This is a genomic window from Pseudofulvimonas gallinarii (genome assembly GCF_004343305.1).
GTDB classification, from domain to species: domain Bacteria; phylum Pseudomonadota; class Gammaproteobacteria; order Xanthomonadales; family UBA2363; genus Pseudofulvimonas; species Pseudofulvimonas gallinarii.
Map to the genome: position 1 here is coordinate 1 of NZ_SMAF01000025.1, position 26,692 is coordinate 26,692.

Genomic DNA, 26,692 nt, shown 5'->3' on the forward strand with positions numbered 1-26,692 from the left:
ATGGATCGGAGCGGATGGCTCGCCGGCACAAAGTCGGCGAGCTTGGCCACGGTGAACAACGACTCCTGGGTGACATCTGCACCACGCATCGCACGCCCTCGCTATACCTGAGTGCGGTATCGCAAATCGAAGGCGGCAAAGCAAGCGCTGGCGCGGGAGAAAAGCAACAGGCTGCTAATGCCGCGCGGACATCAATGGGCCTCCGGTGCTGCCGGGATGCGGCCTCAGTGGACCCAGCGCCCGCCGCGCTTGCGCGGCGTCGGCTTGGCGCGCACCGGCACGGCGGTATCAAGCTGCGGCGGGTTCTCGCGCCAGTAGTGGTAGAGGTCGATGACGGCGCTGGGGATCATCTGCAGGCAGCTTTCGCGCTCGCTGTCGTCGAGCGCCGGCCAGCGCGGATCGGTGTATTCCTCGAACAGGCCTTCCGAAAACGCCAGGGCCATGATCGGCGTCATGATCTCCATCAGCTTCGGATCGAAGCGCAGGCGCGGTTCCCACAGGTGCGCGCGCATGTCGACGCCCATCGAGAAGCCGGCGCACCAGCCATGGGCATCGACAACGATGTCGGGCTCGCCGTTCTCGGCGTCATCGTATTCGGACAGGATCGGCTCGTAGACGAGGTGCTCCAGCCCCTGTTCGACGCTGTGGTACAGGCGCAGGCAGAGGCTGGTCAGCTGTTCGGCCTGAAGGTGGCTGTCGAAGGCCTGATCGGAATCGAGCACGACCGGCAGCCAGTCATCGGAGACTACCGGCTGCGGACCCACGATCAGCGCCGTGACCAGTCCGTGCAGGCCGTCGAGCAGCAGGCCATCCTCGCCGTTGCGAGCCAGCAGCATCGCGTGCAGTTCGTCCAGTTCCTCGTTGTCCAGGGACTCGCCGAGCTGCGGCAGGAGCGGACGGTGGCTCATGACGTGGTGTCGGATAGCCGGACCCAGGCGGGCGCGTGATCGGAAGGGCGTTCCCAGGTGCGCGTCACGCGGTCGATGCCAACGTCGGCGACGCGCGCCTTCAGCGACTCGCTGACCAGCACCAGGTCGATGCGCAGGCCGAGGTCGCGACGGAACGCGGCCTGCCGGTAATCCCACCAGGAATACTGGCCGGGTTCGTCGTTGTGCAGGCGGAAACTGTCGTGCAGGCCAAGGTCGAGCATCGCGCGCAGGGCCTCGCGTTCCGGTGTCGAGCACAGGATCTGCTCGCGCCAGGCCTCCGGGTCGTGGACGTCGCGATCTTCCGGCGCGATGTTGAAATCGCCCAGCACCACCAGCTCCGGATGGCGCGCCAGTTCCTCGCGCAGCTGCGCGGTGACCGCATCCAGCCAGCGCAGCTTGTAGGCATATTTTTCGCTGCCCACCGACTGGCCGTTGACGACGTAGAGGTTGACGATGCGCAGGCCGCCCACGGTGGCGGCCAGGAAACGGCGCTGCGGGTCGTCGAGACCGGCGACATCGGTGACGACATCCGTCGGGGCTTCACGGGCGAGGATGGCGACGCCGTTGTAGGTGCGCTGGCCACTAAATACGCAGTGGTAGCCCAGCGCCTGGATGGCCGGCAGCGGGAACGCGCCGTCCTCCGACTTGGTTTCCTGCAGGGCCAGGATGTCCGGCGCGGCGTCCGCGCACCACTGCTGCAGGTGGGGCAGCCGCACCTTCAGCGAGTTGACGTTCCAGCTGGCGATCTTCATGGCCGGGAGTGTAGCCGACGGGCCCGGTGCCGGCGCCGGTGCGGTGGCTGGAGACGGCTGGGTGCCGGCCCGCCGTCAGGGCCGCAGTGGCGGCCGGTACAATGGCGGCATGAACATCCGTCCCTTTGCCGGCACGCTGCCCACGCTGGGTGCGCGTGTCTATGTCGATCCCGGCGCCCATGTCATCGGTGACGTGGTGCTGGGCGACGACGTTTCGATCTGGCCCGGCACGGTGCTGCGTGGCGACGTGCACCACATCCGCGTCGGCGCGCGCAGCAACATCCAGGACGGCACCGTCGTCCATGTCACGCACGACGGACCCTATACGCCGGGCGGCACGCCGACCCTGATCGGCGCCGACGTGACCGTCGGCCATGGCGCCCTGCTGCATGCCTGCACGGTCGAGGACGCCTGCCTGGTGGGCATGCATGCCACGCTGCTGGACGGTTGCGTCGTGCGCAAGCACGGCTTCGTCGGCGCCGGCGCGCTGGTCTCGCCGGGCAAGATCGTCGGTCCGGGCGAACTGTGGCTGGGCAATCCGGCGCGGCTGGTACGCCGCCTCAGCGACGTCGAGATCGAGGCGCTGTACTACTCGGCGAAGAACTACGTCGACCTGAAGAACCGTTACCTCGCGCACCCGTAAGCCGTCGGGCGCGGCGCCCCCTATCGCGGACCACAAGTCCAGTCCTACCATCGGCCCATGAACGACTGGGCACGGTGGCACGAAGGTACCCGCCAGCTCGACCTGCTGGCGCACTGGCGCGGCAGCGGTCACCTTGACGCCGAGGCCTGGCAGCGCGGTCACGCGCTGGTGGATGCGCCGGCCAGTGGTGCCCCCTGGCGGGGCGTCCTCGAGCGGCTCAGCCTCTGGCTGTCGGTGGCCCTGCTCGGCGCGGCGGTGATCTGTTTCGTGGCCGCCAACTGGGACGAGCTCGGTCGCTTTTCGCGGATCTTCGGCCTGCAGGCGCTGCTGGTGCTGGCGACGCTGGCTGCCTGGTGCTGCGGACTGGCGCGACCGGCTGGCCAGGCCGCCCTGTTGTTGGCCGGCCTGCTTCTGGGTGGACTGCTGGCCCTGGTCGGCCAGACCTGGCAGACGGGCGCCGATACCTGGCAACTGTTCGCATCGTGGGCGGTGCTGCTGCTGCCCTGGCTGCTGGCTGCGCAGAATCCACCGATGAGCCTGCTGTGGGCGCTGGTTTCCAACACCGGACTGTTCCTGTGGCTCGATGAGTGGACCGGGGGCGCCATGGTCTCCGGCATCGTCATCGGCCTGTTCAATCTCGGGCTGGCCAGGCTCTGGCTGTTCCTCGGCCGCCGCGTCGAAGGCCTGGCGGGGCGACTGGGACCGCGCTTGCTGTTCACGGCCGGTCTTTTTGCGCTGACACTGGCGGCGGTCGCTGACGTGTTCGGCTGGCAAGGCACCCGCGGTGGCGGCCTCGTGGTCTGGCTGGTCGCCGCGCTGGGCGTCGCCGCCGGGTCGCTGCGGCAGCGCGACCTGGCGGTCCTCGCGATGGCGATCCTGTCGGCGGTCGTGGTCGTCACCACACTGCTTGCCCGCCTGGTCTTCGATGCCCTCGACATGTCCAGCGGCGGCCTGCTGCTGCTGACGGTCGCCGTGCTCTCACAGGTCGCTGTCGCCAGTGATCGCCTGCGCCGCCTCCACGCCGGGTGGACCCATGAACGGACCTGAGGCAGAGGCACTCTGGCTCCGACTGCGCGAGGCGGGCGTGGTCAGCGGCGACGCGCCCATGCTGGATCCCGACGCCACCGCGCCCTGGCCGATCCGGCTGCTCGGCGGCGTCGGCGCCTGGATCGCCGTGCCGCTGCTGCTCGGATTCGTGCTCGCAAGCATCGACTGGAACGGCGCGCACGGCATGGCGCCGATCCTGGTCGGAGCCATCCTGGCGGCCGCATCGCTGCCGTGGCTGCGCGGGGGCCGCGATGAATTCCAGCGCCAGGCCGGTACCGTCGGCAATCTCTGCGGCCTGCTCGTCATCGCGGTCGGCATCGCCAGCGAAGGCTCCAGCACCATGGTGGCGCTGGTCATGGCCGGACTGGCGGCGGTGATGTTCAAGCTGTCGCCGCAGTGGCTGCACCGCTTCCTGTGCGCCGGCGGCCTCGTGACCAGTCTGATCTGGCTGCTCGTCGCAGAGCGTTTCGCGGCCGAAAGCCTGGCGCTGGTGCAGGCGCTGCTGGTCTGGGCGACCGCCGCGGCGTGGCTGTTGCGCATCCATGTCGATCCGGTGCGTTATCCGCGCAGCGCCATCGATCCCTTCGCCTGGGCGTTGACCATCATCGCGTTGGCCGCGGCGTGGTTCGGCAACTGGCTGACGGGCTATGGCCATGACATTCACCTGCGGACGTTGCAGGTGCTCAGCGTGGCGGAAGCCGCCATGCTGCCGGTGGTCGCCGGCATCCTCGTCGTTCCCCGCCGGGAAGTACTGGGCATGGCCACGACCGTCGGCCTGATGCTGGCGACGGTCGTCCTGGCCTGGCTGTGGCGCTGGGCGCCCGGCGTCTCGCTGTCGATCAGCCTGCTGTTGCTCGCCGTGCCGATGGGCGCATCGGTCCTGCTGCTTGTCAGTGTGCTTTCGCTGGCAATTTCATTGCTGCAGTACTACTTCCAAATGGCCGACACCTTGCTGGCCAAGTCGCTGGCGCTGGCCATCGCCGGCGGCGTCGTTCTGGCCCTGCACTTGATCCTCAGGGCGCGCGCGCGCCGGGTGGCGACATGAACTGGCGGCGCTGGACCGTGCCGGGTGGACTGGCGCTGGTGCTGGCCGTGGTCAACGCCGGCATCATCAGCCGGGAACGGCTGGTGCGCGAAGGTGAAACCGTGCTGCTCGAACTTGCGCCGGTCGATCCGCGTTCGCTGATGCAGGGCGATTACATGGCGCTGGCATTCGCGCTCGCGCACGAGGTGCCTTCAAGTGGCGACGACCGGCACGCCGATGGCTACCTGATCCTCCAGCGTGATGCCGAAAGGCGCGCCACCTTCGTTCGCGTGCAACCCGCCGCGCAGCCGCGTGCCGGCGACGAGCTGGCCCTTCGATACCGCGTCCGCGGCGGCCGCGTGCGCCTGGTCAGTAATGCCTGGTTCTTTTCGGAAGGCCAGGCTGAGCGCTATCAGCCCGCGCGCTGGGGCGAGATGCGCGTCGGCGACGACGGCGAAGCGCTGCTGGTCGCGCTTCGGGACGAAAATCTGAAGACGCTGTAAGGGCGCATCCCGGGCGAGCGAACAACACACCGTGACGCGGCATGTCCGCGCCGCGTCCGCCGGCATGCCCATATCCCGTGGCTGTCCGACGCCGCACCCGGCATGGCAGTCCGCTGGCGCGGAACGAAAGACTCTCGGCGCGATCCCGTGCATCGTCCAACCGCGCGTGGCGATCACGCCGTTGCCGTCGCCGCCTCCAGATCCAGCAGCCAGGCGAGCGCTTCCTCGCGATGGCTGCCGCACATCGCCGGCTCGGCACGCAGGCTGGAACAGACGGCCGGCCGTTCGGGACGACCGAACAGGGCGCAGCCGAGTTCGGCGGTCAGCTGCACGCAGGGAATGCCGGCCGGTTTGCCGCCGGGCATGCCGGGAATCGGCGAGCTGATCGACGGCGCGATGCAGCAGGCGCCGCAATGTGGCCGGCACTCCATGGTCGACGCCGGGCTCAGGCGCCGGCGCGCAGCGTGTCGTACACGGCATCGGCATCGGGCTCGACGCCGTGCCACAGCGCGAACGACACCGCCGCCTGGTCCACGAGCATGCCCAGGCCGTCGAAGGCTTCGATGGCGCCGGCACCGCGTGCCCAGCCGAGGAAGCCGCTGGCGAATTCGCCGTAGTTGAGGTCGTAGGCGATCGCGCGCGGCGACAGCAGGCGCATCGGCAGGTCGATGGCCTGGCCGTGCTTGCCCGCGGAGGTGCCGTTCACCACCAGGTCGAACAGGCCATGTTCGGCGAGGTCGTTCCAGTACACGCTGTGCACGCGGCCGGGTTCACCCATGCGCAGCGCCAGCGCGTCAGCACGTTCGGGACGACGCGCGGCGATCACCACCTCGCCGACGCCGCCATCGAGCAGCAGCGGCAGGATGCCGGCGACGGCGCCGCCGGCACCGAGCAGCAGGGTGCGGCGGGCGCGGATGTCCTGTTCCTTGCGCCGGCACAGGTCGTTGATGAAACCCTCGCCGTCGGTGTTGTCGCCACGCCAGCCGCCCCCTTCGAGGCGCTGCAGGACGTTGACGACTCCGGAGCGTTGCGCGCGCGGCGCCAGTTCGTGGCACAGCGGCACCACGGCCGACTTCACCGGCGTGGTGATGTTGGCGCCGAGGCCGCCCTCGCGCTCGAACTGCGCGAGCGTGTCGGCGAGATCGGCGGCCTGCGCCTCGATCAGTTCGTAGTGCAGGCCGATGCCGCGCTGCTCGCCGAACAGTGCGTGGATGCGCGGCGACCGCGAACCGGTCAGGGGATGGCCGAACAGCGCGTAGCGCCGCAGGTGCGGGGCGACACCGTCGTCGCGCAGGCTGGGTGCTTCCATGGCGGCCTCCCGTATTGACTCAGCCAGCTTCGCGCAGCCAGCGCGCGGCGTCCAGCGCGAAGTAGGTCAGGATGGCATCGGCGCCGGCGCGCCTGATCGAGACCAGCGCTTCCAGCGCGCAGGCACGCTCGTCCAGCCAGCCGTTCTGCGCCGCCGCCTTCAGCATCGCGTACTCGCCGCTGACCTGGTACACGAAGGTCGGCACGCCAAAGTGGTCCTTCACGCGACGGACGATGTCGAGGTAGGGCAGGCCCGGCTTGACCATCACCATGTCGGCGCCTTCCGACAGGTCCAGGTCCACTTCGCGCAGCGCTTCGTCGCTGTTCGCCGGGTCCATCTGGTAGGTGTACTTGTTGCCCTTGCCAAGATTGCCGGCCGAGCCTACGGCGTCGCGGAACGGGCCGTAGAAGCTGGAGGCGTACTTGGCGCTGTAGGCGAGGATGCGTGCGTTGACGTGGCCATGGTGTTCAAGCGCAGCGCGGATCGCACCGATGCGGCCGTCCATCATGTCGCTGGGCGAGACGATGTCGGCGCCGGCCTCGACGTGCGACAGCGACTGCCGCACCAGCGCCTCCACCGTCGCGTCGTTGACGACGTAGCCGTCCTCGTCCACCAAACCGTCCTGGCCATGCGTGGTGTAGGGATCGAGGGCGACGTCGGTGATCACGCCCAGTTCCGGGAAGCGCGACTTCAGCGCCGCGATCGCGCGTTGCGCCAGGCCGTCGGGATTCCAGGCCTCGGCGGCATCCAGGCTCTTGGCACCGGCGCCGACCACCGGGAACAGGACCAGTGCCGGCACACCCAGCGCGACGGCCTGTTCGGCGGTGCGCAGCAGCGCGTCGATGTCCTGGCGCTGCACGCCGGGCATCGACGGCACGTCGACGCAGCCGGGGCCGTCATGTATGAACACCGGCAGGATGAGGTCATCGGCATGCAGGCGCGTCTCGCGCATCAGCCGGCGGGAGAAATCGTCGCGGCGCATCCGCCGCATGCGGGTCAGTGGATAGCTCATGGCAGCCATTATCCGCCCAACCGTCGCCGGGCGGCTTGACCATGGTCAGCCGCCAGTGCGTTTTCCGCCAGCCTCAGGCCTCGTCTGGCATCGCCGACAGCGATCGGAAGAAGCGGTCGCGGCGCGGCAGCCAGCCGTTTTCGTAGTCCAGGGAAAATACGACGGCGCCGGCGCGGCCGACCAGTTCGCCACGCGGCACCAGTCCGTATACCCGGCTGTCGGCGCTGTTGTCGCGGTTGTCGCCCAGCACCAGGTAGTGGTCCTCGGGAATCGTGACCGGCCCGAAGGAGGACAGCCGGTTGCCGACCGGATGGCGACGCACGTAGTGGCGCAGCTGGCCCAGCAGTTCGATGGCCACGTCATCGTCGCTGGCGGTCGCCGGCACGTAGGCGACTTCCTCGCCATTGATCCGCAGCCCGTTGTCGACCATCGCGACGGTATCGCCGGGAAGGCCGACGACGCGCTTCACCAGGCGGTTGTCGGCCGCGACCGAATCGAAGACGACGATGTCGCCGCGCTGCGGCTCACCGGTGCGCCAGATGGACGTACCCAGCAGTGGCAGCCGGAGGTCGTAGGCCATCTTGTTGACGAGGATGCGGTCACCGGCGCGGATGCTCGGGTCCATCGAAGTCGTCGGAACGTCGTTCCAGTCGGCGAAGGAACTGCGGACCACCACCATCAGGGCGATGAAGACCAGGAAGTGTCGATGGCGGTGCAGGAAGGCGGCGGGGCGGGGCATGGGATCCGGACCAGTGTGGAGGAATCCCCGGTCGACCGGGCGACCCGGACCGAGTTCCCCGGAACCGGTGCTTTTCCCGTTCCCGGACAGCGTCTTGCGCAGGTCATTAAGAAAGCGTAAAAAAGTCACTGCGAGTTCAGCTAAACCCGGTAAACTGTCGATTCACAGCAGTTTTTTCTCGGATAAACGCCCCGGTCGAACCTCCATGTCCATCCTCGCGCCCGTTTTCACGACCCTGACCGCCCTGGCTTTCGCCCTGGTCTGGCTCGCACGGGTGCAGGTCGCCGAGGGCCAGGTGGCGGTGCTCCGGCGCTGGCAGCGCAGCAGCAAGGTGCTGGGCCCCGGTTCCTACTGGCGCCTGCCGGTCCTGGACCGCATCGAGCGTCGCGAACCCAGCATCGGCCGCAGCGTCGAACTGCACGACCACGAGGTGTCCGCCGATGGCACCTGGCACGTCCAGGGCCGCGTCTATTTCCAGATCGTTGACGCGCCGCAGGCCGCGCCGGCGCTGGGCCGCCTCGAAGAGACGGTCACCGAGGAGCTGGACCGCCTGTTGCCGGAGTTCCTCCCGGAGCATCGCGACGAGCCGGCAGACGCCTTCAACCAGGCGCTCAAGCAGTCACTGAATGCGCGCCTGCGCCGCCGCGGCATCCTGGTCGCCCGCACGCAGATCCGCGCCGCCGCCTGATCCGGCGCCGGCCGGCAGGCCACCACCCGCCCAGTCGGGCGATACTTCCCGCGCATGAGCGATCTTTCCCACCTGGCGCCCGACCTCGAGCGCGGACTCGCGGCCATGGGCCTCGAACTACCCGCGCGGGCGCGCGACGACCTGTTGGCCTACCTGGCCCTGCTCGCGCGCTGGAACCGCAGCTACAACCTCACCGCCGTGCGCGAGCCGGCGCAGATGCTTGTCCGTCACCTGTTCGACAGCCTCGCGGTGCTGCCGCATGTGCCCGGTCACCGGATCGCCGATGTCGGCGCCGGGCCCGGTCTGCCCGGACTCGTGCTGGCGCTGGCGCGTCCGGACCTGGCCGTTCTGTCCATCGACAGCAACGGCAAGATGGCTCGCTTCCAGCGCGAAGCCATCCGGGTCCTCGGCCTGGGCGAGCGCTGCCGGGTCGAACAGGCCCGCGTCGAAGCCGTGGATGGCGGCGGCGGATTCGACACCGTCACCTCCCGGGCCTTTGCCAGCCTGCCGGATTTCGTCGCCGCCAGCAGGCACCTGCTGGCGCCGGGCGGGCGCTGGCTGGCGCTCAAGGGCCGTCGTCCCGACGACGAAATCGCCGCCCTTCCGGACGGCGTCTGGGTCGAAGCGGTGCTGCCGCTGCACGTTCCGGACTTGGCAGAGCAGCGCCATGCCATCATCATGGCCGGTCCGTCAACCGAGACAGCCGCCTGACTACCGGGCCATGAGCCGCATCATCGCCATCGCCAACCAGAAAGGCGGGGTCGCCAAGACCACGACCTGTGTCAATCTCGGCGCCGCCCTGGCCGAGATGAATCGTCGTGTCCTGGTGGTGGACATGGATCCCCAGGGCCACGCCACCATGGCCGCGGGCATCGACAAAGATGCCGACGCGCCGAACGGTTGCGCCGTGCTGCTGGAAGAGTCACCGATCCAGGATGCCATCGTCCGCACGGAAACCGGCCTGGACGTGCTGCCGGGCAACAGTGACCTCACCGCCGCCGAAATCAAGCTCATGGACGGACTGGCGCGCGAGCATCGCCTCGGCAACGCGCTGAAGTCCGTGCAGGACCGCTACGACTACATCCTCATCGACTGTCCGCCTTCGCTCAGCCTGCTGACCATCAATGCGCTGACGGCGGCCGACAGCGTGCTGATCCCGATGCAGTGCGAGTTCTTCGCGCTCGACGGCCTCACCAAGCTGATGAAGACGATCGAGGCGATCAAGGCGCACACCAATCCGCGCCTGGAGATCGAAGGCCTGCTGCGCACCATGTACGACGGCCGCAACAACCTCGGCCAGGACGTCTCGGCGCAGCTGGCCGCGCATTTCGGCGACAAGGTCTACCACACCATCATCCCGCGCAATGTGCGCCTGGCCGAGGCGCCCAGCCACGGCCTGCCGATCACCGCTTATGATCGCGACTCGCGTGGCGCCATCGCCTACCTGGGCCTGGCCGGCGAAGTCCTGAAGCGGGAGCGGGACAGCCATGCCGAGGCGGCGCCGGCCGCCGCCGCGCACGGTTGACGAAGAGGAAACGGAAGAATGGCGGCAGCGAAGAAGCGCGGTCTCGGCCGCGGACTGGATGCCCTGCTCGGTAGTGGCGCGGTGCGCCCGAGCGCCAGCAGCGGCGTGACCGACGGCGAGGTCGCCGTTGACGAGGGCGAGCTGCGTGAACTGCCGATCGACAGCCTGCACGCCGGTCGCTACCAGCCACGACACAACTTCGAGCCGGAGGCGCTGGAGGAACTGGCGCAGTCGATCCGCGCCCAGGGCCTGATCCAGCCGATCATCGTCCGTCCGCACAATGGCGGCTACGAGATCATCGCCGGCGAGCGCCGCTGGCGCGCCGCGCGCCAGGCCGAACTGACCCAGGTGCCCTGCCTGGTGCGCGAAGTCGACGACCGCACCACAGTTGCGATGGCGCTGATCGAGAACATCCAGCGCGAAGACCTCAATCCGCTGGAAGAGGCCACCGCGCTCAAGCGCCTGATCGACGAATTCGACCTCACGCACCAGGAAACCGCCGATGCCGTCGGCCGCTCGCGTGCCGCCGTCAGCAACCTGCTGCGCCTGCTCGACCTGCCCCACGCGATCCGCGACCTGGTCGAAGCCGGGCGCCTCGACATGGGCCATGCCCGCGCGCTGCTGACATTGCCGGAACCGCTGGCGCTGCGCCTGGCCGACCAAGCGGCCAGCGAGGGCTGGTCGGTGCGCCAGCTCGAACAGGCCGCGCGCGAAAATCCGGGCGCGACGACCCACGGCAGCCCGCGTTCCGGCGGCAAGCCCGCAGTCTCCGCCGATCCCGACATCACGCGACTGGAGCAGGAACTGGCCGAACGGCTGTGCGCGCCGGTCAGCGTGCGCCACAGCCGCGGCGGCAAGGGCCAGCTGGTCATCCGCTACCACAGCGTCGACGAGCTCGAAGGCATCCTCGAACGGCTGCGCGGACACTGATCCGGCGCACTTCGGTGGCACTTACATCCGATCGCGGTCGGGCGTAGCGTGCGCCTGCCGGCAGTCCGGCCGGCTCACCAGGAGCGCAGGATGGACCTGCCTTCGTACTTGGCCCTCGCCGCCGTGATGGCGGCACCCGCCGCCTCCGCCACCGGCATTGCCGGCAGCGTTGCCATCAACGGTTTCGACTATTCACCCCCGACCCGGCAGGTCGAGCCGGGGCAGACCATCGACTTCGCCGCGACCGGCTTTCATCCGCTGAAGCTGGACGACGATGATTCGGTGACGTGTACCCAGGATTGCCACGTCACCTTCCTCGGCTTTGGCCACTACGGGTTCTATTGCGGGAACCACGGCAGTCCCGGTGGCAATGGCATGTCCGGCGTCATCGGCGTCGTTGGCGACCCGGATTCGGCGCCGGTGTTCGTCGGCAGCTTCGAGCACGCGCTGATCGCGCCGCGGGTTCCCGGGTAGCGCAGCCTCCGGCCAGGCAAAAAAGCGACGGACGCCGAAGCGCCCGTCGCTGTCCACATTTATCCGCCCGCTTACTCCTGGGGCGGCGCTGCGCGACGCATCCCGCCGCGATGGCCGTGTCCATGGCCCTTGCGGTGACCACCGCGCTTGCCCTGCCAGGCCTCACGGCGCTCCGCCATCAGGCTTTCCAGCTTGGCCTTCTGCTCGGTGTTGAGCACATCGCTCAGCTTCACCTGGCCTTCGCTGTGCAGCGCCATGCTCTCTTCGCGGTGCCGCTGGTGCAGCGCGCGGCGGGCCGCGCCCTGTTCCGCGAAGATCGTGCGGACCTGCAGCGCCTGTGCCTGGGTGAGGTTGAGTTCGGCCGTCATGCGCTCGACGCGGCGGTCCAGCATCTTTTCGAAGCGTTCGGCTCGATCGGTGCGCTCGGCGCGTTCGCCGGTCGAAGGCTGGGCCACGGCGAAGCCGGTAGCCAGTCCCAGTGCCAGCGTGGTGGCGATCATCAGCTTGTTCATGGTGTCTTCTCCGTGTTTCATCCGGGCCGCTTGCCCGTGGTCGCCACAATGACGGCCAAGATCGAAGCCAGCGTGGAGAAATCGCGGAGAACGCACAAGGGCCGGAAAATCCGGCCCTCGTGGTCAGGTCGCACTCAGGTTTGCGGCGCCGATGCAGCCACGACCGCTGGCGATGCCTTCGTCAATCGCTGCCGCGCGCAGCGGTCACCAGCGACATCGTGTAGCTGCCCTTCGAGCCATCCAGCGATGCGGCGACGAGGCGGCCTTCGCCATCGGCATCCAGCGTGACGATCAGGCGCGCGCTGGTGCCGCCACCGCCGTCATCGTCCTGCGCTTCCTGATGGAAGGTGTCGCCATCGAACACGCCCCACTTCAGGATCGGATCGAAATCGCTGGAGTCCATGCGAACCTCGACGCGCTGGCCCGGGCGGCCCTCGATGCGATAGGCGTCGAACGGCATTTCCTCGTCCGGCGTGAAGGCGTCGCTGTCGTCCAGCTTGCCGCGGATCGCCTCACCGACCTTCGCGGTCTGGAACACGATCGGGCGCGGTGCCGGCGGCTCGCCCACCGTCACGGTGAAGGTGCCGTTGGCGCCACTGCCGATGGAAGCCAGGCGGATCGCCGCCTCGCCGCTGGCCGGCAGGGTGACGGTCAGGCGCGAATTCAGGCCGGGTCCGCCGTCGTCATCGCTGGCGGTCTCGAGGAACTGGCCATTGCTCCACGTGCCGTAGCCCAGCACCGGATCGAACTCGTTGGCGTCCAGGCTGATGCGCACGGTCTGGCCGCCACGACCCTTGACCAGCCAGATGTCATAGGGCTGACCGGAATTCTCGTCTTGTGGCGAGTCTTCGCCGAGGCGACCCTGGGTCGGCGTGTTCAAGGACACCTGGCGCAGGCTCGGGCGTGGTGCCGCCGGCGCCTCGGTCACGCTCAGCGTGTAACTGCCGGCATCATTGGCGCCGATCGAATTGGCGCGGATCTGCAGCACGCCGCTGGCAGGCACGGTGGCGGTCAGCAGCGAATTGGTGCCTCCACCGCCATCGTCGTTGTACACGCAATCGTCCGAGCAGCCCGGCGCGGCGGTGGTGCCGGCGGCCAGGTAGGCATCGAACGATGCCGAATCCATGCGGATGCGGACCCGATCCCCGGCGCGACCGCGATAGGTGTACAGGTCATAGGGCGTACCGTCATCGGCCTTCGGGCTGGCGGCGCTCAAGGAGCCGTTGAGGCTCTGGCCGAGGCGGATCGGCGTCTGGGCCAGTGCCGAACCGGCGACCAGCGCGCCCATGATGGCGACGGCGAGGATGCGGGATGTCATTGTGGTTCTCCACGTTTTGGGGGCAAATCCGCCGGCCTTCGCGCGACGGGGAAACGGGCGCCGCCGCGGCGGGCCATGCGGTGCGCGGCGGCTGAGTGGTTAGACGCAAGACGGGGCGGATATGCGCCAGTCCCCCTGCCGAACCACGACCACGTCACTGTACTTCGTTCAGGAAGCGCAGGACAGGGCGGTCATCTTCGTCCAGTCCGGGTGGTCAGAAGCGCAGGCCAAGCCGCCGCAGCGTCTTGCCCATCAACCAGGCGGGCCCGACCAGCAGGTAGAAGAGATCGGTGAAGAAAGACGGTCGCCGTCCTTCGAGCAGGTGTCCGACGAACTGTCCGATCCAGGCGATCACGAATACCGCGATCGCGACAAAGAGGAGGGTTCGCGGTCCCAGTTCCCGGAACAGCAGCGCCGTCAGCAGGCCCAGCCCCGCCATCGCAACCGCCATCGACAGCCCGAGCACGCGGGAGTGGCGGTAATACCAGAGCACCGCCGCCAGCATGGCCATGCCGGCCCAGAGTCCGGGCTTGAACAGCGACGATGGAACCGGGATCACCCAAAGCGCGGCGATCACGCTCCACACGATCAGCGGCACGCAGATCCAGTGGATCAGGACATTGGTGCCGTTGCGATGGTCGTCGGCGTAGTGGTCGAAATAGCGGTCGATTGCGCGCGTGGCTTCGGCATCCATGGCTGGCGGTCGTATCGGCAGTGAAGCCGCAAGCATACGACCGCCAGCGAAGACGAGGTAGCTGCAGCGCACCCCTCAGGGCGTGACGGCCGCGCACACATCCACGGCGCTGGGCGGCACCGGGCCCAGCCGGTGGATGTCATAACCGCCCGAGGGCCAGTTGGCATCCTCCGCCGTCCAGGTGATGGACCCGGTGGTACAGGACGTGAACGTCAGGGTCACCTGGCCCCACGGCGTGCGCTCGACCAGCGCCGGGTTGTCGCGGGATGCGAACACGCCTCCCTCACTGACATGAAGCGGAACGCTGACTTCGTTGGCGTAGGCGTGGGCCATCCCCGACAACCACACCGGCTCGCCGCTGCCATCCGGCGCGTAGGTGTACCAGTAGACGAGGATCCGCGGCGCGTGACCGGGCTGTCCGGGCGGCAGCAGTTCGATGTTGAAGCCCTCGCCCGCGCGCTCAGGGTCGTACCAGGAGCCGGCGACATGCCAGCGTGGCGCCTGTGTTTCCCGGATAACCAGCCGGCCGAGGCGATAGCCGGGCACGGTGAAATCCGCCGCCTCGGGGTCGTAGTGGAGCTGGGTGCCGCCCACGTCGGCCGTCGCGCCGAGGATGCGTTGCGGCACGCCGTCAGGATTGCGCAGCGATCCGTTCAGTCCCGGATGAGGCTGGGCCGTTCCTTCTCCACCGTCACAGGGTTCGACCAAGGTGCCGTCGAGCAGGCGGACGTCTGCTTCGTCGTTCTCGCACAGCCCGGCATCGAAGACCTGGCTGCCGAACAGCTCGATCGAGACAGGTCCCTTGAAGCGACCCTGCTCATCGAACAACTGGACCTGCCGCGGCTCCTCGTTGCCGACGAAGGCATCGTCGCTCGGCCTGACCGCTGCCAGATACGAGAAATAGCGATGTTCGTCGGGCCGGACCTCAAGCGTCGCGATGCGATCGCGCGGTTGCCCCGGTCGTGGCAGGAAACCAACGACCCCATAGGGCACGTGGTACATCGACCCGAACACCGCATTCCCCTCGAGGCCGGAAATCGGAGGATGCAACACATTCAAGGCGCCCATTGCGCCGAGCTGCTGGAAAACCGGCTCGAGTGCCTCGGGAACGGGACGGGCGTGATCGTAGAAATCGAACTCGCCATCGTGGGCGGCGACCAGGAATGCCGGCACATGGATGCCGTGCTCGGGTGTTTCCGGAAACCATTCAACGGTGAGATGAGCCCGCGCCCCCTGTTGCGCAAACACGGACGAGGGCGCGATGGCCGCCGTGGCAGCAAGAGCGAAGGCGAACAGGGTTGAGTCATGACGCATGGAGTTCTCCTGTATCGGGATAGCCTTGACGGCGACCAGACGGGGCCACCTGCCGTGACCTGGCAGGTGACAGAGCTGCGTCCTGCATGCGCTGCGGAGAATAGTCCGCGCACGCGCAATCCAAAGAAATATCCACTAGCGTGGATAGGCCGAGTATGCACGAGTCGCATTGCCGGTGCGACCCGCGGTCTGGAATGCGTCGGGCAACCTGCAACATGCGCCGCGCCAGCCATGCGCGGCGATTGGGCGGGACGCCCCGGTTTTCGAACCTGCCAGCTGCCGAGCCGGGGCTGGACCGGTACCAGCACAGGACAGGCATCGGCCGGCGCAGATCAACAAAGGGCTGCCCGCGACCCAGGATCGCGAAGCGGCCAGCGCGCTCCTGCGCCGGCGGCATGCAGGAGGAAAGCGCAACGCCCGAGCGTCAGGAGGCTGATTCCCGCCTTCGCGGGAATGAGGCGGCTGAACCGGATTGACGATCAACGACGGAATGTTCCGTTGTGCTGCCGCCGTTTCGCCATGCGGCCGCATCCAGCAACGAAGCGCATCCCTGTGTAGATCGCGTAGAAGTGTTCCCGGGTCGATCCCGACAGGGTGTTCCAGGGTCAAGCGCGTCTGCGTGTTCTAGGGTCAAGCGCGTCGGCGGGTCGCAGTCTCGCGCGGCAGTCGAGAGGCTTGTCATCCGTCATCCCCGCGAAGGCGGGGATCCAGTGCTTTCAGCGCCCACGAGGCTGGATTCCCGCCTTCGCGGGAACGAAGATCAACGGGACGGTATGTTCCGTTGTGCTGCCGCCGTTTCGCCATGCGGCCGCATCCAGCAACGAAGCGCATCCCTGTGTAGATCGCGTAGAAGTGTTCCCGGGTCGATCCCGACAGGGTGTTCCAAGGTCAAGCGCGTCTGCGTGTCCCAGGGTCAAGCGCGTCGGCGGGTCGCAGTCTCGCGCGGCAGTCGAGAGGCTTGTCATCCGTCATCCCCGCGAAGGCGGGGATCCAGTGCTTTCGGCACGTCAGGAGGCTGGATTCCCGCCTTCGCGGGAATGATGGACAACGGCGGCAGGTGCGGTCCTCACCCGGGGCGGCGCCGCGCGAATCAGCCCTGCGGCGCGGTGAGGCGTTCCAGAGCTTCACGGTAGCGGGCGACGGTGCCGGCGATGACGACGGCAGGCAGCCGTGGGCCGGGCGCTGACTTGTTCCAGTCCAGCGTTTCCAGGTAGTCACGCACGAACTGCTTGTCGAAACTCGGCGGATTGCGACCGGGCTGGTAGGCATCGGCCGGCCAGAAGCGCGAGGAATCCGGCGTCAGCATTTCGTCGGCCACATACAGCGTGCCGCCTTCATCGACGCCGAACTCCAGCTTGGTGTCGGCGATGAGGATGCCACGGCTGGCCGCGTAGTCGGCAGCGAAACGGTAGATCGACAGCGTCGCGTCGCGAACGCGCTCGGCGAGATCGGCGCCCACCAGTGCCACGACCTCGTCGAAGCCGATGTTGGCGTCGTGGTCGCCGATGGCAGCCTTCGTGGAGGGCGTGAAGATCGGCTCCGGCAGCGCATCGGCGATCTGCAGGCCGGCCGGCAGCCGGATGCCGCAGACAGAACCGGTAGCCTGGTAATCCTTCCAGCCGCTGCCAATCAGGTAGCCGCGAGCGATCGCCTCGACGGGCAGGATGCGCAGGCGCTTGCCAACGACGCTGCGCTGCCGGTAGCTGGCCACGTCGATGCCTGCCGGGAGCACCGATTCCACGGCATCACCGGTCAGATGGTTCGCCATCAGGTGCGCGGTGCGCGCGAACCAGAAATTCGAAAGCGTGGTCAGGATCTCGCCCTTGCCGGGAATCGGATCGGGCAGGATCACGTCGAAGGCACTGAGGCGGTCGCTGGCGACGATGAGCAGTCGCTGCGCGTCCAGGGCATAGACGTCGCGGACCTTGCCGCGATGGACCAGGTCCAGTCCGGGCAGATCAGACTGGTAAAGCACGGAAGGCATGGCGTTCGCTGAACTGGCGGGCGGGGTGCACAGTGTAGTGCGGTTAGAATCCGCGGCCATCATGCCTGCTTCACGAGACGCCCCCGAACACGTCGTCCGGCCGTATCCGTGCTGGCGGCTGCTGCCTTGGCTGCTGCTGGCCGGATGCGGGCAGACGCCGCCGGAAGCCCCGGCGGAAATCCCGGAGGCGGCCGTTTCCGCCACGCCAGCGCCTGCCGGGACGCGCGCACCGCACCAGCTTGGCCTCTGCGCCGCCTGCCACGGTCGCGACGGCATCGCGGTCGCCGCCAATACGCCCAACCTCGCCGGCCGCGATCGCGACGAACTGCTGGCGGCGATGGCGGAATACCTGGACGGCCGCCGCGACTACGCACCCATGCGCGCAATGCTCGGGCCGATCCGGCCGGCCGACCGCGAAGCCCTCGCGGACTGGTTCGCCGCCCAGCCACCGGCGCCGGCCGTCACGCCGTGAACGCCCTGGCAGCGCTGGTCGGAGCCGTCGTCGGCCTGCTGCTGCTGAGGCACTGGATCGGTGCCGCGACCGGCGCGAGCCTGGGCTGGCTGATCGCCAGCGGCGTGCTGCCGCGCCTGTTCGGTGGATTCCAGACCGGCCACGGCGATGCCCTGATGCCGGCCGTCTTCACGCTGCTTGGGCGCCTCGCCAAGGCCGACGGCCAGGTCAGCCGGGCTGAAATCGACGTGTGCGAAGCCCTGATGGACCGGCTGCAGCTGCAGCCGCGCGCGCGCCATGCGGCCGTGGGCGCGTTCAATGCCGGCCGTCGCGACGACCACGATTTCAGCGAGGCCTTCGCCACGCTGCGCGACGCGCGCCGCCATGGCAGCCTGTTCCTCAACCTGTTCGTCGACATGGCACTGGCCGACGGCGAGCTGCACGCCGAAGAGCGCCGGCTGCTGGGCAAGTACGCCTGGATGCTGGGCCTGCGTGAATCCGCGCTGGAAACATTGCTGCTGCAGCGCGCACGAGGCGGTACGCGTGGCGGTGGTCATGCCGACCCCTATGCCGAGCTCGGACTGTCGCCCGCCGCCAGCGAACAGGACATCCGCCGTGCCTTCCGGCGCCTTGTCAGCGAGCACCATCCGGACAAGATGGCCGCGCGCGGCGCGCCACCCGAAGCCGTCCACCTGGCGCAGCAGCGCACGCAGGCCATCCTCGCCGCCTATGAGCGCATAAAATCGGCGCGCGGCATGAAATGAACATCCTCATCCACCGTACTTGCAACGGGAAAGCACCATGAAGCAGTCCGCGGTGATCGCACCGTCCATCCTTTCCGCCGATTTCGCACGGCTCGGCGAAGACACGGCACGCGTGCTCGCCGCCGGCGCCGACTGGGTGCATTTCGACGTGATGGACAACCATTACGTCCCCAACCTCACCATCGGCCCGATGGTTTGTGGCGCGCTGCGGAAGTTCGGCGTCACCGCACCCATCGACGTGCACCTGATGGTCAAGCCGGTGGACCGCATCGTGCCCGACTTCGCCAAGGCCGGTGCCTCGCTGATCTCCTTCCATCCGGAGGCCAGCGAGCATGTCGACCGCACGCTGGGCCTGATCCGCGACAGTGGCTGCCAGGCCGGACTGGTGTTCAATCCGGCGACGCCGCTGAGCTGGCTGGACCACGTGATGGATCGCATCGACCTGGTGCTGATCATGTCGGTGAATCCGGGTTTCGGCGGCCAGAAGTTCATCCCCGGCGCGCTCGACAAGCTGCGCGAGGCGCGCCGGCGCATCGACGACAGCGGCCGGGCGATCCGCCTTGAAATCGACGGCGGCGTCAACGTCGACAACATCGGCGCGATCGCTGCCGCCGGTGCCGACACCTTCGTCGCCGGTAGCGCGATCTTCAACAGCGGCGACTACGCGGAGACGATCGGCGCAATGCGCCGTGCCGTTGACGGCAGCGTACCGCCGGAGGTGGCGATGTTTCCCGGTACGGTGCCGCACTGAGGACCGCCGTGATCCGTACGCGGCCTTTTCCGCGTACTGTCGGGTGGATTCCTGCCCCTAACCTGGAGATGGACACGATGCGAACAGCCTGTGCCGTGTTGGTCGTTGCGCTGGGTTCTCCTTGTGCCGTGGCGCAACAGATCGTGGTGGGCGGAACCGGCATCGACTACCAGGCCAGCGTTGCCGTGCCCTGGAAGGCGCCGGACCGGCGCGTACTGGCGTTTGAGCGCCTCGACGGCAGCGCCACCGGCGACATCTGGCTGACCCGCTCCGAAGACGGTGGCGACACCTGGGACACGCCTGTCAGCATCGTCGCCAGCTTCGTCAACGAGCGTCATCCGGCCCTGGTGCAGACCGGCGAATCGGCCTGGTCACTGTTCCACTTGAGCAATGCCAGCGGCGGCTTCCGCATCCACCGCGCCACCTCCAGCGATGCCGCGAATTTCTCCGCCTCCGCGCCGGTCGACCTGGGATGGCCCACCGGCGGCGAGATCAATCCGCATGTCATCCGTCGCGATGACGGCACCCTGGTCCTCGCCTACCAGCGCCTCGGCGGTGCCGCCTACATCGCCATTTCGGAGGATGACGGCGCCACCTGGAACACGCCTCCCATCCAGGTCACGACGGGCAGCGCCGCATTGCCGCGCATTGCCTGCCGCGAGGACGACGACACCTGCCTGCTGGTCTACCAGACGGGCAGCCAGGACCTGACGCTCTGGGTGAAGACGAGCGCCGACTTGCACGACTGGTCGGCACCGGCCCGACCGCTGACCAGCGACGGCAACAACCACGACCCGCTGCCGCTGGTTCTGGCCGACGGCAGCTTCGTGGTGCTGTGGTCGCGCATGGCGAGTGGTGGATTCCAGGTGTTCTCGACCCGTTCGCATGACGGCGTGACCTGGCAGCCGCCCATGCAGCACACCGAGCGTCCGGGCCTGCACAACGTGCAGCCGCATGCCGTGCCCGCGTCTTTGCCCGGCACCGTCGAGCTCTACTGGGGCGCCGCGCAGCTGCCAAACTACGGCGACGTCGATATCGCGCGCGAGGCGATGGTGCTGGTCGCCGACTGGCTGTTCCGGCACGACTTCGAAACAGTGGAGTAGGCGCGCGGGGCGCCCACGGCGCCGATCACGGTTCCGGCCCAGCAGGCGGGCGCTGCTTCTGAAACAGGTCGTTCGCGCGGCCGAACGCGCCTTTGACTTCAAGGAAAGCGGCGTCGGCGCTGGTAACGCCCCATGGATAGGGGTCCCCCGGCTATTCGGCCTGATGTGACGCCTGACGGGCGGTGTCGGGAGCAGCCGTCTTTGCCGACCTGGGTCGTTGCGTACCCTGTTTTCGGCAGCGTCGGATCATCCTTTTCCACCGTGCCTGGACCTTCAACTCCGCATTCCTGCTCCATCACTCCGCCCTGGCATCGGCTTGAAGGCATCGGCGCAGGCCCTCTACGGCACCACGACAGGGAAGGGCGTTGATGGGGTTTCCAGACCACGGCCGAGCCGGAACAGGCCCCGTTGGCCCCGATGGGAACCGAAGAGACCGTCAAAGAGGTCTGGGCAAACGCGCAGCCGTATTGCCGCCCTGGACGTGTTTTCACCTTCATGCGGGCGTTCCATGTCAGGCGGATGTCTCCATCGCCGACTCGAGGGGATCGCCAGAGCGCTTGCATCCAGCTTCAACCGGGTCGGCCATGCCGACAAGCGCGGATTCGTCGTCCCGCACAAGAACGTCTGGCCCGCGTCTTCTTTCAGTGTTCACAGACTTGCCGCTGGCGGTCAGATGCGCGGATGTGAAGTCCTGGCCGACCGGAAGGTCCTGCGTCTGCCGTCAAGCGGCCGCAACGGGGTTTATGCCTACAAGCCCCGCAGCCGCCGCATGCGCCGGTAGACCGCGGGGCGGCAGGCCATGGCGAACAGGACGCCGACCATGAAGCCGGCGACGTGCGCGATCCAGGCGACGGCGCCGAGCGTGGGATTGACGTAGGCCATCAGCACCTGCAGCAGGATCCAGAAGCCGATCAGCCAGAGTGCGGGAATCCGCACGAATTCGAGGAAGGCGCCGAGCGGAATCACCAGGCCCAGTTGCGAGCGCGGGAACAGGGTCAGGTAGGCGCCGACTATGGCGGACACGGCGCCGCTGGCGCCGATGATGGCGCCAACGCGATCCGGCATCGAAAGTGCGGTCGCGAGGTTGGCGAGGCCGCCACCGATCAGGAACAGCGCCAGGAACAGACCGCTGCCGAGCCGTCGCTCCGCCGCCAGGCCGAAAATGAGCAGGAAAAGCAGGTTGCTGACGACATGCAGCAGGTCGGCGTGGATCAGCATGGCGCTGAACAGGACCACAGGACGCAGGTCGCCAAGGTAGTCGAGCCATCCCTCACCGAGGTCGAACAGGCGCGCGGGCACAAGGCCCCAGGTGGTGACGATGCTGAAGAAGCGCGCCTCGCCGATGTTCGCCAGCCAGAGGTAGGCGAACACGATCAAGGCCAGGAGCAGGGGCGTGGCCCAGCGCGGCCGGCCGCGGGATCGCTCGTCGACGTGGACGAACACGGCGGCCGTGCCCGCGCGCTCAGCCCCGAGAGGGGTACAGGAAGTCGGTGTCCTTGAAGCGGATCAGGACGCCGTCGGGACGGATTTCCACCACTTCCAGGCCACCTTCAAGGGGCTGGCCGTCGCGCGCGCGCACGCCGTTGATGATCGCGAAGCGGCGTTCGGGGTCGGCGCTGTACATGTGCATGGTCAGCGCGATCTGCGGGATCTCGCGGCGGACGGCATACGGCAACTGGTTGAAGGTGGGCACGGCATTACCGGGTTGCGCGGCGGCGGGTGCCGGCGGCGGCGTCGGCGCCACCGGTGCGCTGGCGGGCGCTGCGGGCTGCGCGGCAGCAGGCGGGGCTTCGGCAACCGGGGCCGGCGCGGCCGCAGCGGCGGCGGCTTCCGCGTCGGTGGGGATGTCGGCTGCGTCGGGCACGGCCGGCTGTCCGTCGGCTGCAGGGGCGGCCGCGGGATCCTGCGCCGGGGCCGTCGGGAGATGGCGCGGGCGGAAGGGACCGAAACTGACCTGCGCAGGTTCCGTTGCAGGCGGGGTCGAGGGTTCGGCTTCGGGGCGATCGACCTGCGCCGGCGCGGTGACGGGTACCGGTGCAGGGGGCACGGCAGCTGCGGCGTCATCGGATAAGGCCGGGCTGGCGGACACCGGCCGGGATTCCGCCACCGGATCATCGGCCTCGGTACCCGCTCCACTGAACAGGCCGCCGGCCCAGGCCGCGACGAGCGCGACGCCGGCAATGGCGGGCAGCAGCCAGGCCGGCCGCTGCTTCCGGGCGGGTTGCCCCTGGCGCATGATCGGCGTGCTCAGGGTCGGCGGGACACCGCGCTGGCGCTCGGCTTCGGACTTCTTCAGGGCGTCGAGGATCGAGGACATGGGCTCATTCTATAGGCTGGCCGGATTGCGGCCGGTCGGGCGGTCCCAGCCTCGGACCGCCTTCGAGCAGGGCGGACAACAGCCACCAGGTTTCCGGACCGACCACGGCGTCGGCACGCACGCCGAACTGGCGCTGCAGCCGCCGGATGCGTTCATCCTGGTCTGACAGCGGCGAAAGCGATCGGTTCGATTCATAGCGGTCGAGGGCCGGTCGCGCCCAGGCGGGCAGTGGCCCGCTGTGGATGGCGCTGACCGCCGCCGGCAGGCTCAGCAGCGACACGTATTCGCCGGGCCACAGGGACTCGAGCTGTCCGCGCGAGACCACCTGCGACTGTGCACCAGCCACGGTCGCCTGGTCGGCATCCAGCCCGGTGAGTACCAGTCCGAGGTCGCCCTGGTCCTGCGGCAGGATGAGCAGTACCGGGCGATCGAGCAGGGCCAGCTGGGTCAGGTTGCCGCGGCTGCGCGCGCAGTAGAGGTTCTGTTGCAGCCGGAACGGGCATTCGATCACCCGCTCGACCAGTGCCGGCGAGGACTCGATGCCATGGACCCGCAGCAGCGCCTGCGCCGCGACATCCGGCGGCGCGCCCTGCAGCGCAGGCTCCGGCGCCAGCGTTTCCGCGTCCACAATGTCGTCCACCAGCGGTTCGGGATGGCGCTTCGTCCAACCGTTCCAGGCCAGGAACACGATCGCGGCCAGTGCCAGCAACGCGATCGCGGCCAGCGGCCAGGCACGACGGCCGATCATGTCCGCGACAGGGCGATCCAGCAGTTCGGCGGCAGCGCGATCGACGACGCGCGCATCGAGCTGCGTGCGGTCTTCGGCGTATCCGGCCACCAGCGCGCGCTCGGCGATCACATTGATCAGCCGGGGCACGCCGCCGGAATGGCGGTGGATGGCTTCCTCGGCCGCTGGCGTGAATGGCGAACGGCGCAGGCCGGCCACCGCCAGGCGATGACGCAGGTAGGTGGCGGTTTCCTCGCTGTCCAGCGGCGTCAGGTGGTAGCGGGCGGTAATGCGCTGCGCCAGCTGCCGCAGGTCCGGGCGCGCCAGCAGCTCGCGCAGCTCCGGCTGGCCGAGAAGGACGATCTGCAGCAACTTCTGCGTCGCCGTTTCAAGGTTGGTGAGCAGGCGCACCTGTTCCAGCGACTCCACCGACAGCTGCTGTGCCTCGTCGAGGATCAGAACAACGCGCAGGTCGCGCGCATGTGCGTCCAGCAGGTATCGGTTGAGGGCATCGACCAGCGCCTTGCTGCTGCCGCGCGCTTCGCCGACGTCGATGTGCAGTTCCTCGCAGATCGCTTCCAGCAACTCGACCGGATTAAGGCGCGGGTTGAGCACCAGCGCCACCCGCGTGTTCTCTGGCAGTTGCTCCAGCAGCAGGCGACTGAGCGTGGTCTTTCCGGTGCCGACTTCGCCGGTCAACTGCACGAAGCCGCCACTGCCGCCCTGGGCAATGCCATAGACCAGGTGCGCCAGCGCATCGCGGTGGCGGTCGGAAAGGAAGACGAAGCGCGGGTCGGGCGTGATGGAGAACGGCGCCTCGGCCAGGCCGTAGTGCTCGAAGTACATGGGGATAGCTTAGCGCGCTGCCCGGCGGCCATTCCCCGGATGTGCACGACTTCGCGCCGGCGCGATTAGCCTGTACCGTTCCGGATGCATCCGGCCACACCGTGGCGCCACCAAGACGGAGAAGCTCCTTGCACCCACGCGCCAGGCCAGTGCGGCATCCACGACAACGCGCACGCGGTCTGCTCCCGGTGCCATGGGGAGGCGGGAGGATCGAGCGCATGGGGGCGGATGGCGCCCATCGCGTGGGCAGTGGTGATCCCTGTCGTTCTCAGCGCGCCACGGCCGCCGCCCGCGATCGGGACGTTCATCGATGAGCGCCACCCGCGAAGCCGCCCGTGGCTCCGGAAACCTGCGGCGCACGATGCTCTGCCTGGCGATCGTCGGCCACGTCGCTGCCGCCGCCTGCGCATGGATGGGCGAATGGGCCTGGGCCTTGTGCGTACTCCTGCCGGCGGCGTTCGTGGTCGTGCATGGTTCGCTGTGGCCGCACTCGCCGTTGTTCGGCCCCGTGCTGCGCAGCCTGCCCGCCAAGGAGCGTCTGGTCTGGCTGACCTTCGACGACGGTCCCGACGACGACACCGATGCGCTGCTCGATGTCCTCGACCGTTACCGCGCGCGGGCGACGTTCTTCCTGGTCGGCGAGCGGGCGGCAGCGCAGCCGCAACGCGTACGCGCCCTCATTGAACGCGGACACCGCATCGGCAACCATTCGATGACGCATCCGGCCGGCCGCTTCTGGATGCTGACGCCGGCGGCATTCGAGCGCGAACTGCGTTCAACGCAGGACACGATCGCCGGCATCACCGGAATCCGGCCGCGCTGGTTCCGCGCTGTCGCCGGCCTCACCAATCCCTGGCTGGATCCCGTCATCCGCCGCAACGGCCTGCGTCGGGTGTCCTGGAGTGGCCGTGGCTTCGATACCGTGGATGGCGACGACGCCCGCGTGCTGCGCCGGCTCGTCCGCGCCATCCGGCCGGGTGCGATCCTGATGCTGCATCAGGGCCTGTCGCCGGGACGCTCGCCACAGCTTGCAACGGCCCTGCTGGACGAGCTTGCCGCGCGCGGTTACCGGACCGTCGTGCCGGAGCCGGAGGACTGCCTGGACGCGACGACCAGCCAGTTGTTGAAGGGCGTGCGTCCCCAGAGTGGTGTGAAGGTCGCGGTCAGCCCGTGCGAGGACAACTCCGCCGCGAGGGCGTCGCGGCCGGGATAGCGCGTCGGACCGGCGTTCATCCAGCGCAGCCAGCGCGACAGCACATCGACGCCACGGGTCACATGGCTGCGCCAGTTGCCATCGGCCAGCCCGGTGCGGATCACCAGGCGACCTTCCTGCGACACCCGCGCCGCGACATCGGCCAGCAAGGGTGACTGTGCTTCCGGCGGCAGGAACTGCAGGACATCGAGCAGCGTGACGCTGCCGCGATGGTGGGGAAGCCCGGCGGTCGCGTCCACGGCCATCAGCCGGGCATGCGGCAACTGCGTTCGCGCGATGGCGAGTCGGCCCTGTTCGACCTTGCCTCCGTCGTTGTCGACGCCGGTGTACTCCAGGTCCACGCCACAGGCTCGCAGCGCATGCACGAGCAGGCCGATGCCGCAGCCGATGTCGAGCAGAGGCGCCCGGGTATCACGCAATGCTTCGGCGACGCCGCCGTAAAGCGGATCGCTGCCCAGCTTGCTGCGCGCGTACCAGTACAGCCAGCGGTCGGGCAGGAAGCTGTCGGCGATGCGACGCCGTATCCCAGGATCCAGCGGCTGCGGTCCGGTGCTCATGCCCACGCCGTCCTGCGTTTCGCGGCCGATGGAAGTGCGCAGTCGATGACGCGGGTACCTTGCATGCCGCCTTCTCCCGGCGCGGTCGGCGCCCGTGTCTGCGTGGAAGCGACGCATGGTAGCAACGCCTCGCCGGACGCGTGGGTCTGGTCCGCTGCCGGGACAAGGGTGGCCGCAACCGTTGCCGCCGACAGGCAGGCCGTTTGCCGGAGAGGTGGTCATCGCAGGGACCGGCGACGCCCGCTCCGCCGCCGCACGGACGGTCGGGCGTGATGGCATGGGCCTGCCTGGTCCGGATGCAGGCATCTCCCTTGCGGTTGCGGCGACGGAGGCACAGCGGCCATGAAGGACCGGCGACCGCTTTCGAACTGGGACCCTGGGCGCCCGCGCCTCTCCGCCGACGTTCTGGCTGCCACCCGTGTTCCTGCCAACAATGGCCTTGGCAACGGCATCTTTGGCTGGGCCAGCCCGGACCGTCTCGCGGGATACCGGGTGTCGCTGGAGGCGACGGCGATCCCGCTTCCGGTCCAGCCCGGTTGCACCCGCAGACGGTGCACGGCGGCCGG

General features: G+C 68.5%; 28 protein-coding genes and 1 pseudogene. 14 read left to right on the forward strand and 15 right to left on the reverse strand.

Annotated features, from left to right (window positions below; genetic code table 11):
• Positions 1-224 precede the first annotated feature (224 nt).
• Together EDC25_RS12555 and xth are read right to left on the reverse strand one after the other, a co-directional pair.
• On the reverse strand, positions 225-908 hold the full coding sequence (locus EDC25_RS12555; protein WP_132577562.1) for a YecA/YgfB family protein: 684 nt from the start codon (positions 906-908) through the stop codon (positions 225-227).
• Positions 905-1,681, reverse strand: coding sequence for an exodeoxyribonuclease III (gene xth / locus EDC25_RS12560; RefSeq protein WP_132577563.1), 777 nt, complete (start codon positions 1,679-1,681; stop codon positions 905-907). Before xth ends, EDC25_RS12555 begins: the two co-directional genes overlap by 4 nt.
• Positions 1,682-1,790: 109 nt before the next feature.
• On the opposite strand from xth, the gene EDC25_RS12565 reads away from it, so the two are divergent.
• The 4 genes from EDC25_RS12565 to EDC25_RS12580 are packed head-to-tail and all read left to right on the forward strand — an operon-like array spanning position 1,791 to position 4,898.
• Complete coding sequence (locus EDC25_RS12565) at positions 1,791-2,324, forward strand: gamma carbonic anhydrase family protein (protein ID WP_132577564.1); 534 nt, start codon at positions 1,791-1,793, stop codon at positions 2,322-2,324.
• A gap of 57 nt (positions 2,325-2,381) precedes the next feature.
• On the forward strand, positions 2,382-3,371 hold the full coding sequence (locus tag EDC25_RS12570; protein ID WP_132577565.1) for a DUF2157 domain-containing protein: 990 nt from the start codon (positions 2,382-2,384) through the stop codon (positions 3,369-3,371).
• Positions 3,358-4,416, forward strand: a complete 1,059-nt coding sequence (locus tag EDC25_RS12575) for a DUF4401 domain-containing protein (protein ID WP_132577566.1) — start codon at positions 3,358-3,360, stop codon at positions 4,414-4,416. Before EDC25_RS12570 ends, EDC25_RS12575 begins: the two co-directional genes overlap by 14 nt.
• Entirely contained in the window at positions 4,413-4,898 is a 486-nt protein-coding gene (locus tag EDC25_RS12580) for a GDYXXLXY domain-containing protein (RefSeq protein ID WP_132577567.1), read from the forward strand. The genes EDC25_RS12575 and EDC25_RS12580 overlap by 4 nt, the downstream gene beginning before the upstream one ends.
• Positions 4,899-5,071: 173 nt before the next feature.
• Here the strand turns inward: EDC25_RS12580 and EDC25_RS12585 are convergent, their stop codons facing one another.
• From EDC25_RS12585 to lepB, 4 genes are all read right to left on the reverse strand, one after another.
• Positions 5,072-5,329, reverse strand: coding sequence for a YkgJ family cysteine cluster protein (locus tag EDC25_RS12585; protein WP_132577568.1), 258 nt, complete (start codon positions 5,327-5,329; stop codon positions 5,072-5,074).
• Positions 5,330-5,343: 14 nt separating this feature from the next.
• A complete protein-coding gene (gene aroE / locus EDC25_RS12590; protein WP_132577569.1) occupies positions 5,344-6,207 on the reverse strand; it encodes a shikimate dehydrogenase in 864 nt (287 codons plus the stop codon).
• Between the two features lie 19 nt (positions 6,208-6,226).
• Positions 6,227-7,219 carry a porphobilinogen synthase gene (gene hemB / locus EDC25_RS12595; protein ID WP_132577570.1) on the reverse strand — a complete coding sequence of 331 codons (993 nt, stop codon included), beginning with the start codon at positions 7,217-7,219 and terminating at the stop codon, positions 6,227-6,229.
• A gap of 73 nt (positions 7,220-7,292) precedes the next feature.
• Positions 7,293-7,958 (reverse strand): signal peptidase I, encoded by a 666-nt coding sequence (gene lepB / locus EDC25_RS12600; RefSeq protein ID WP_132577571.1) that lies wholly within the window; start codon positions 7,956-7,958, stop codon positions 7,293-7,295.
• Positions 7,959-8,163: 205 nt separating this feature from the next.
• Here lepB and EDC25_RS14760 point away from each other — a divergent pair, with 205 nt between their 5' ends.
• From EDC25_RS14760 to EDC25_RS12625, 5 genes are all read left to right on the forward strand, one after another.
• Positions 8,164-8,646, forward strand: a complete 483-nt coding sequence (locus EDC25_RS14760) for an SPFH domain-containing protein (RefSeq protein WP_164483856.1) — start codon at positions 8,164-8,166, stop codon at positions 8,644-8,646.
• Between the two features lie 54 nt (positions 8,647-8,700).
• Positions 8,701-9,357, forward strand: a complete 657-nt coding sequence (rsmG, locus tag EDC25_RS12610) for a 16S rRNA (guanine(527)-N(7))-methyltransferase RsmG (protein WP_123520655.1) — start codon at positions 8,701-8,703, stop codon at positions 9,355-9,357.
• 10 nt (positions 9,358-9,367) lie between these two features.
• Positions 9,368-10,171, forward strand: a complete 804-nt coding sequence (locus tag EDC25_RS12615) for a ParA family protein (protein WP_132577572.1) — start codon at positions 9,368-9,370, stop codon at positions 10,169-10,171.
• 18 nt (positions 10,172-10,189) lie between these two features.
• Positions 10,190-11,101: a ParB/RepB/Spo0J family partition protein gene (locus EDC25_RS12620; RefSeq protein WP_132577573.1), complete on the forward strand. Its 912-nt coding sequence runs from the start codon at positions 10,190-10,192 to the stop codon at positions 11,099-11,101.
• Positions 11,102-11,191: 90 nt separating this feature from the next.
• Positions 11,192-11,575, forward strand: a complete 384-nt coding sequence (locus EDC25_RS12625; protein WP_132577574.1) for a hypothetical protein — start codon at positions 11,192-11,194, stop codon at positions 11,573-11,575.
• A gap of 71 nt (positions 11,576-11,646) precedes the next feature.
• Here the strand turns inward: EDC25_RS12625 and EDC25_RS12630 are convergent, their stop codons facing one another.
• The 5 genes from EDC25_RS12630 to EDC25_RS12650 all read right to left on the reverse strand — a co-directional run bounded on the left by EDC25_RS12630 (position 11,647) and on the right by EDC25_RS12650 (position 17,397).
• Complete coding sequence (locus EDC25_RS12630; protein WP_132577575.1) at positions 11,647-12,087, reverse strand: hypothetical protein; 441 nt, start codon at positions 12,085-12,087, stop codon at positions 11,647-11,649.
• Between the two features lie 181 nt (positions 12,088-12,268).
• Positions 12,269-13,405, reverse strand: a complete 1,137-nt coding sequence (locus EDC25_RS12635; RefSeq protein ID WP_132577576.1) for a PLP-dependent aminotransferase family protein — start codon at positions 13,403-13,405, stop codon at positions 12,269-12,271.
• Positions 13,406-13,619: 214 nt separating this feature from the next.
• On the reverse strand, positions 13,620-14,099 hold the full coding sequence (locus EDC25_RS12640) for an Mpo1 family 2-hydroxy fatty acid dioxygenase (protein WP_132577577.1): 480 nt from the start codon (positions 14,097-14,099) through the stop codon (positions 13,620-13,622).
• A gap of 75 nt (positions 14,100-14,174) precedes the next feature.
• Entirely contained in the window at positions 14,175-15,413 is a 1,239-nt protein-coding gene (locus EDC25_RS12645) for a spondin domain-containing protein (RefSeq protein WP_132577578.1), read from the reverse strand.
• A 1,090-nt stretch (positions 15,414-16,503) separates the two neighbouring features.
• Complete coding sequence (locus EDC25_RS12650; RefSeq protein ID WP_132577579.1) at positions 16,504-17,397, reverse strand: phosphoribosylaminoimidazolesuccinocarboxamide synthase; 894 nt, start codon at positions 17,395-17,397, stop codon at positions 16,504-16,506.
• Positions 17,398-17,458: 61 nt separating this feature from the next.
• Here EDC25_RS12650 and EDC25_RS14765 point away from each other — a divergent pair, with 61 nt between their 5' ends.
• From EDC25_RS14765 to EDC25_RS12665, 4 genes are all read left to right on the forward strand, one after another.
• Positions 17,459-17,869: a c-type cytochrome gene (locus EDC25_RS14765; RefSeq protein ID WP_240639582.1), complete on the forward strand. Its 411-nt coding sequence runs from the start codon at positions 17,459-17,461 to the stop codon at positions 17,867-17,869.
• Positions 17,866-18,612, forward strand: a complete 747-nt coding sequence (gene djlA, locus EDC25_RS12655) for a co-chaperone DjlA (RefSeq protein ID WP_164483921.1) — start codon at positions 17,866-17,868, stop codon at positions 18,610-18,612. The genes EDC25_RS14765 and djlA overlap by 4 nt, the downstream gene beginning before the upstream one ends.
• Positions 18,613-18,649: 37 nt before the next feature.
• The gene (gene rpe, locus EDC25_RS12660; protein WP_132577580.1) at positions 18,650-19,363 is read left to right on the forward strand and encodes a ribulose-phosphate 3-epimerase; all 714 of its coding nucleotides are present in this window, start codon (positions 18,650-18,652) and stop codon (positions 19,361-19,363) included.
• Between the two features lie 77 nt (positions 19,364-19,440).
• Positions 19,441-20,466 (forward strand): sialidase family protein, encoded by a 1,026-nt coding sequence (locus EDC25_RS12665; RefSeq protein ID WP_165910908.1) that lies wholly within the window; start codon positions 19,441-19,443, stop codon positions 20,464-20,466.
• Positions 20,467-21,213: 747 nt separating this feature from the next.
• Here EDC25_RS12665 and EDC25_RS12670 read toward each other — a convergent pair.
• From EDC25_RS12670 to EDC25_RS12680, 3 genes are read right to left on the reverse strand one after another with little or no spacing between them, the layout of a single operon-like run.
• A complete protein-coding gene (locus EDC25_RS12670; RefSeq protein ID WP_132577582.1) occupies positions 21,214-21,909 on the reverse strand; it encodes a rhomboid family intramembrane serine protease in 696 nt (231 codons plus the stop codon).
• 19 nt (positions 21,910-21,928) lie between these two features.
• Positions 21,929-22,783, reverse strand: coding sequence for a general secretion pathway protein GspB (locus EDC25_RS12675; protein WP_132577583.1), 855 nt, complete (start codon positions 22,781-22,783; stop codon positions 21,929-21,931).
• A 4-nt stretch (positions 22,784-22,787) separates the two neighbouring features.
• Positions 22,788-24,356, reverse strand: a complete 1,569-nt coding sequence (locus tag EDC25_RS12680; protein ID WP_132577584.1) for an ExeA family protein — start codon at positions 24,354-24,356, stop codon at positions 22,788-22,790.
• A 412-nt stretch (positions 24,357-24,768) separates the two neighbouring features.
• Between EDC25_RS12680 and EDC25_RS15055 the strand changes: the two are divergent.
• Positions 24,769-25,233 (forward strand): annotated as a pseudogene (locus EDC25_RS15055) (polysaccharide deacetylase family protein); the annotation flags it as partial.
• A gap of 188 nt (positions 25,234-25,421) precedes the next feature.
• On the opposite strand, the gene EDC25_RS12690 reads toward EDC25_RS15055, so the two are convergent.
• On the reverse strand, positions 25,422-26,126 hold the full coding sequence (locus EDC25_RS12690; RefSeq protein ID WP_132577586.1) for a class I SAM-dependent methyltransferase: 705 nt from the start codon (positions 26,124-26,126) through the stop codon (positions 25,422-25,424).
• Between the last annotated feature and the right edge of the window lie 566 nt (positions 26,127-26,692).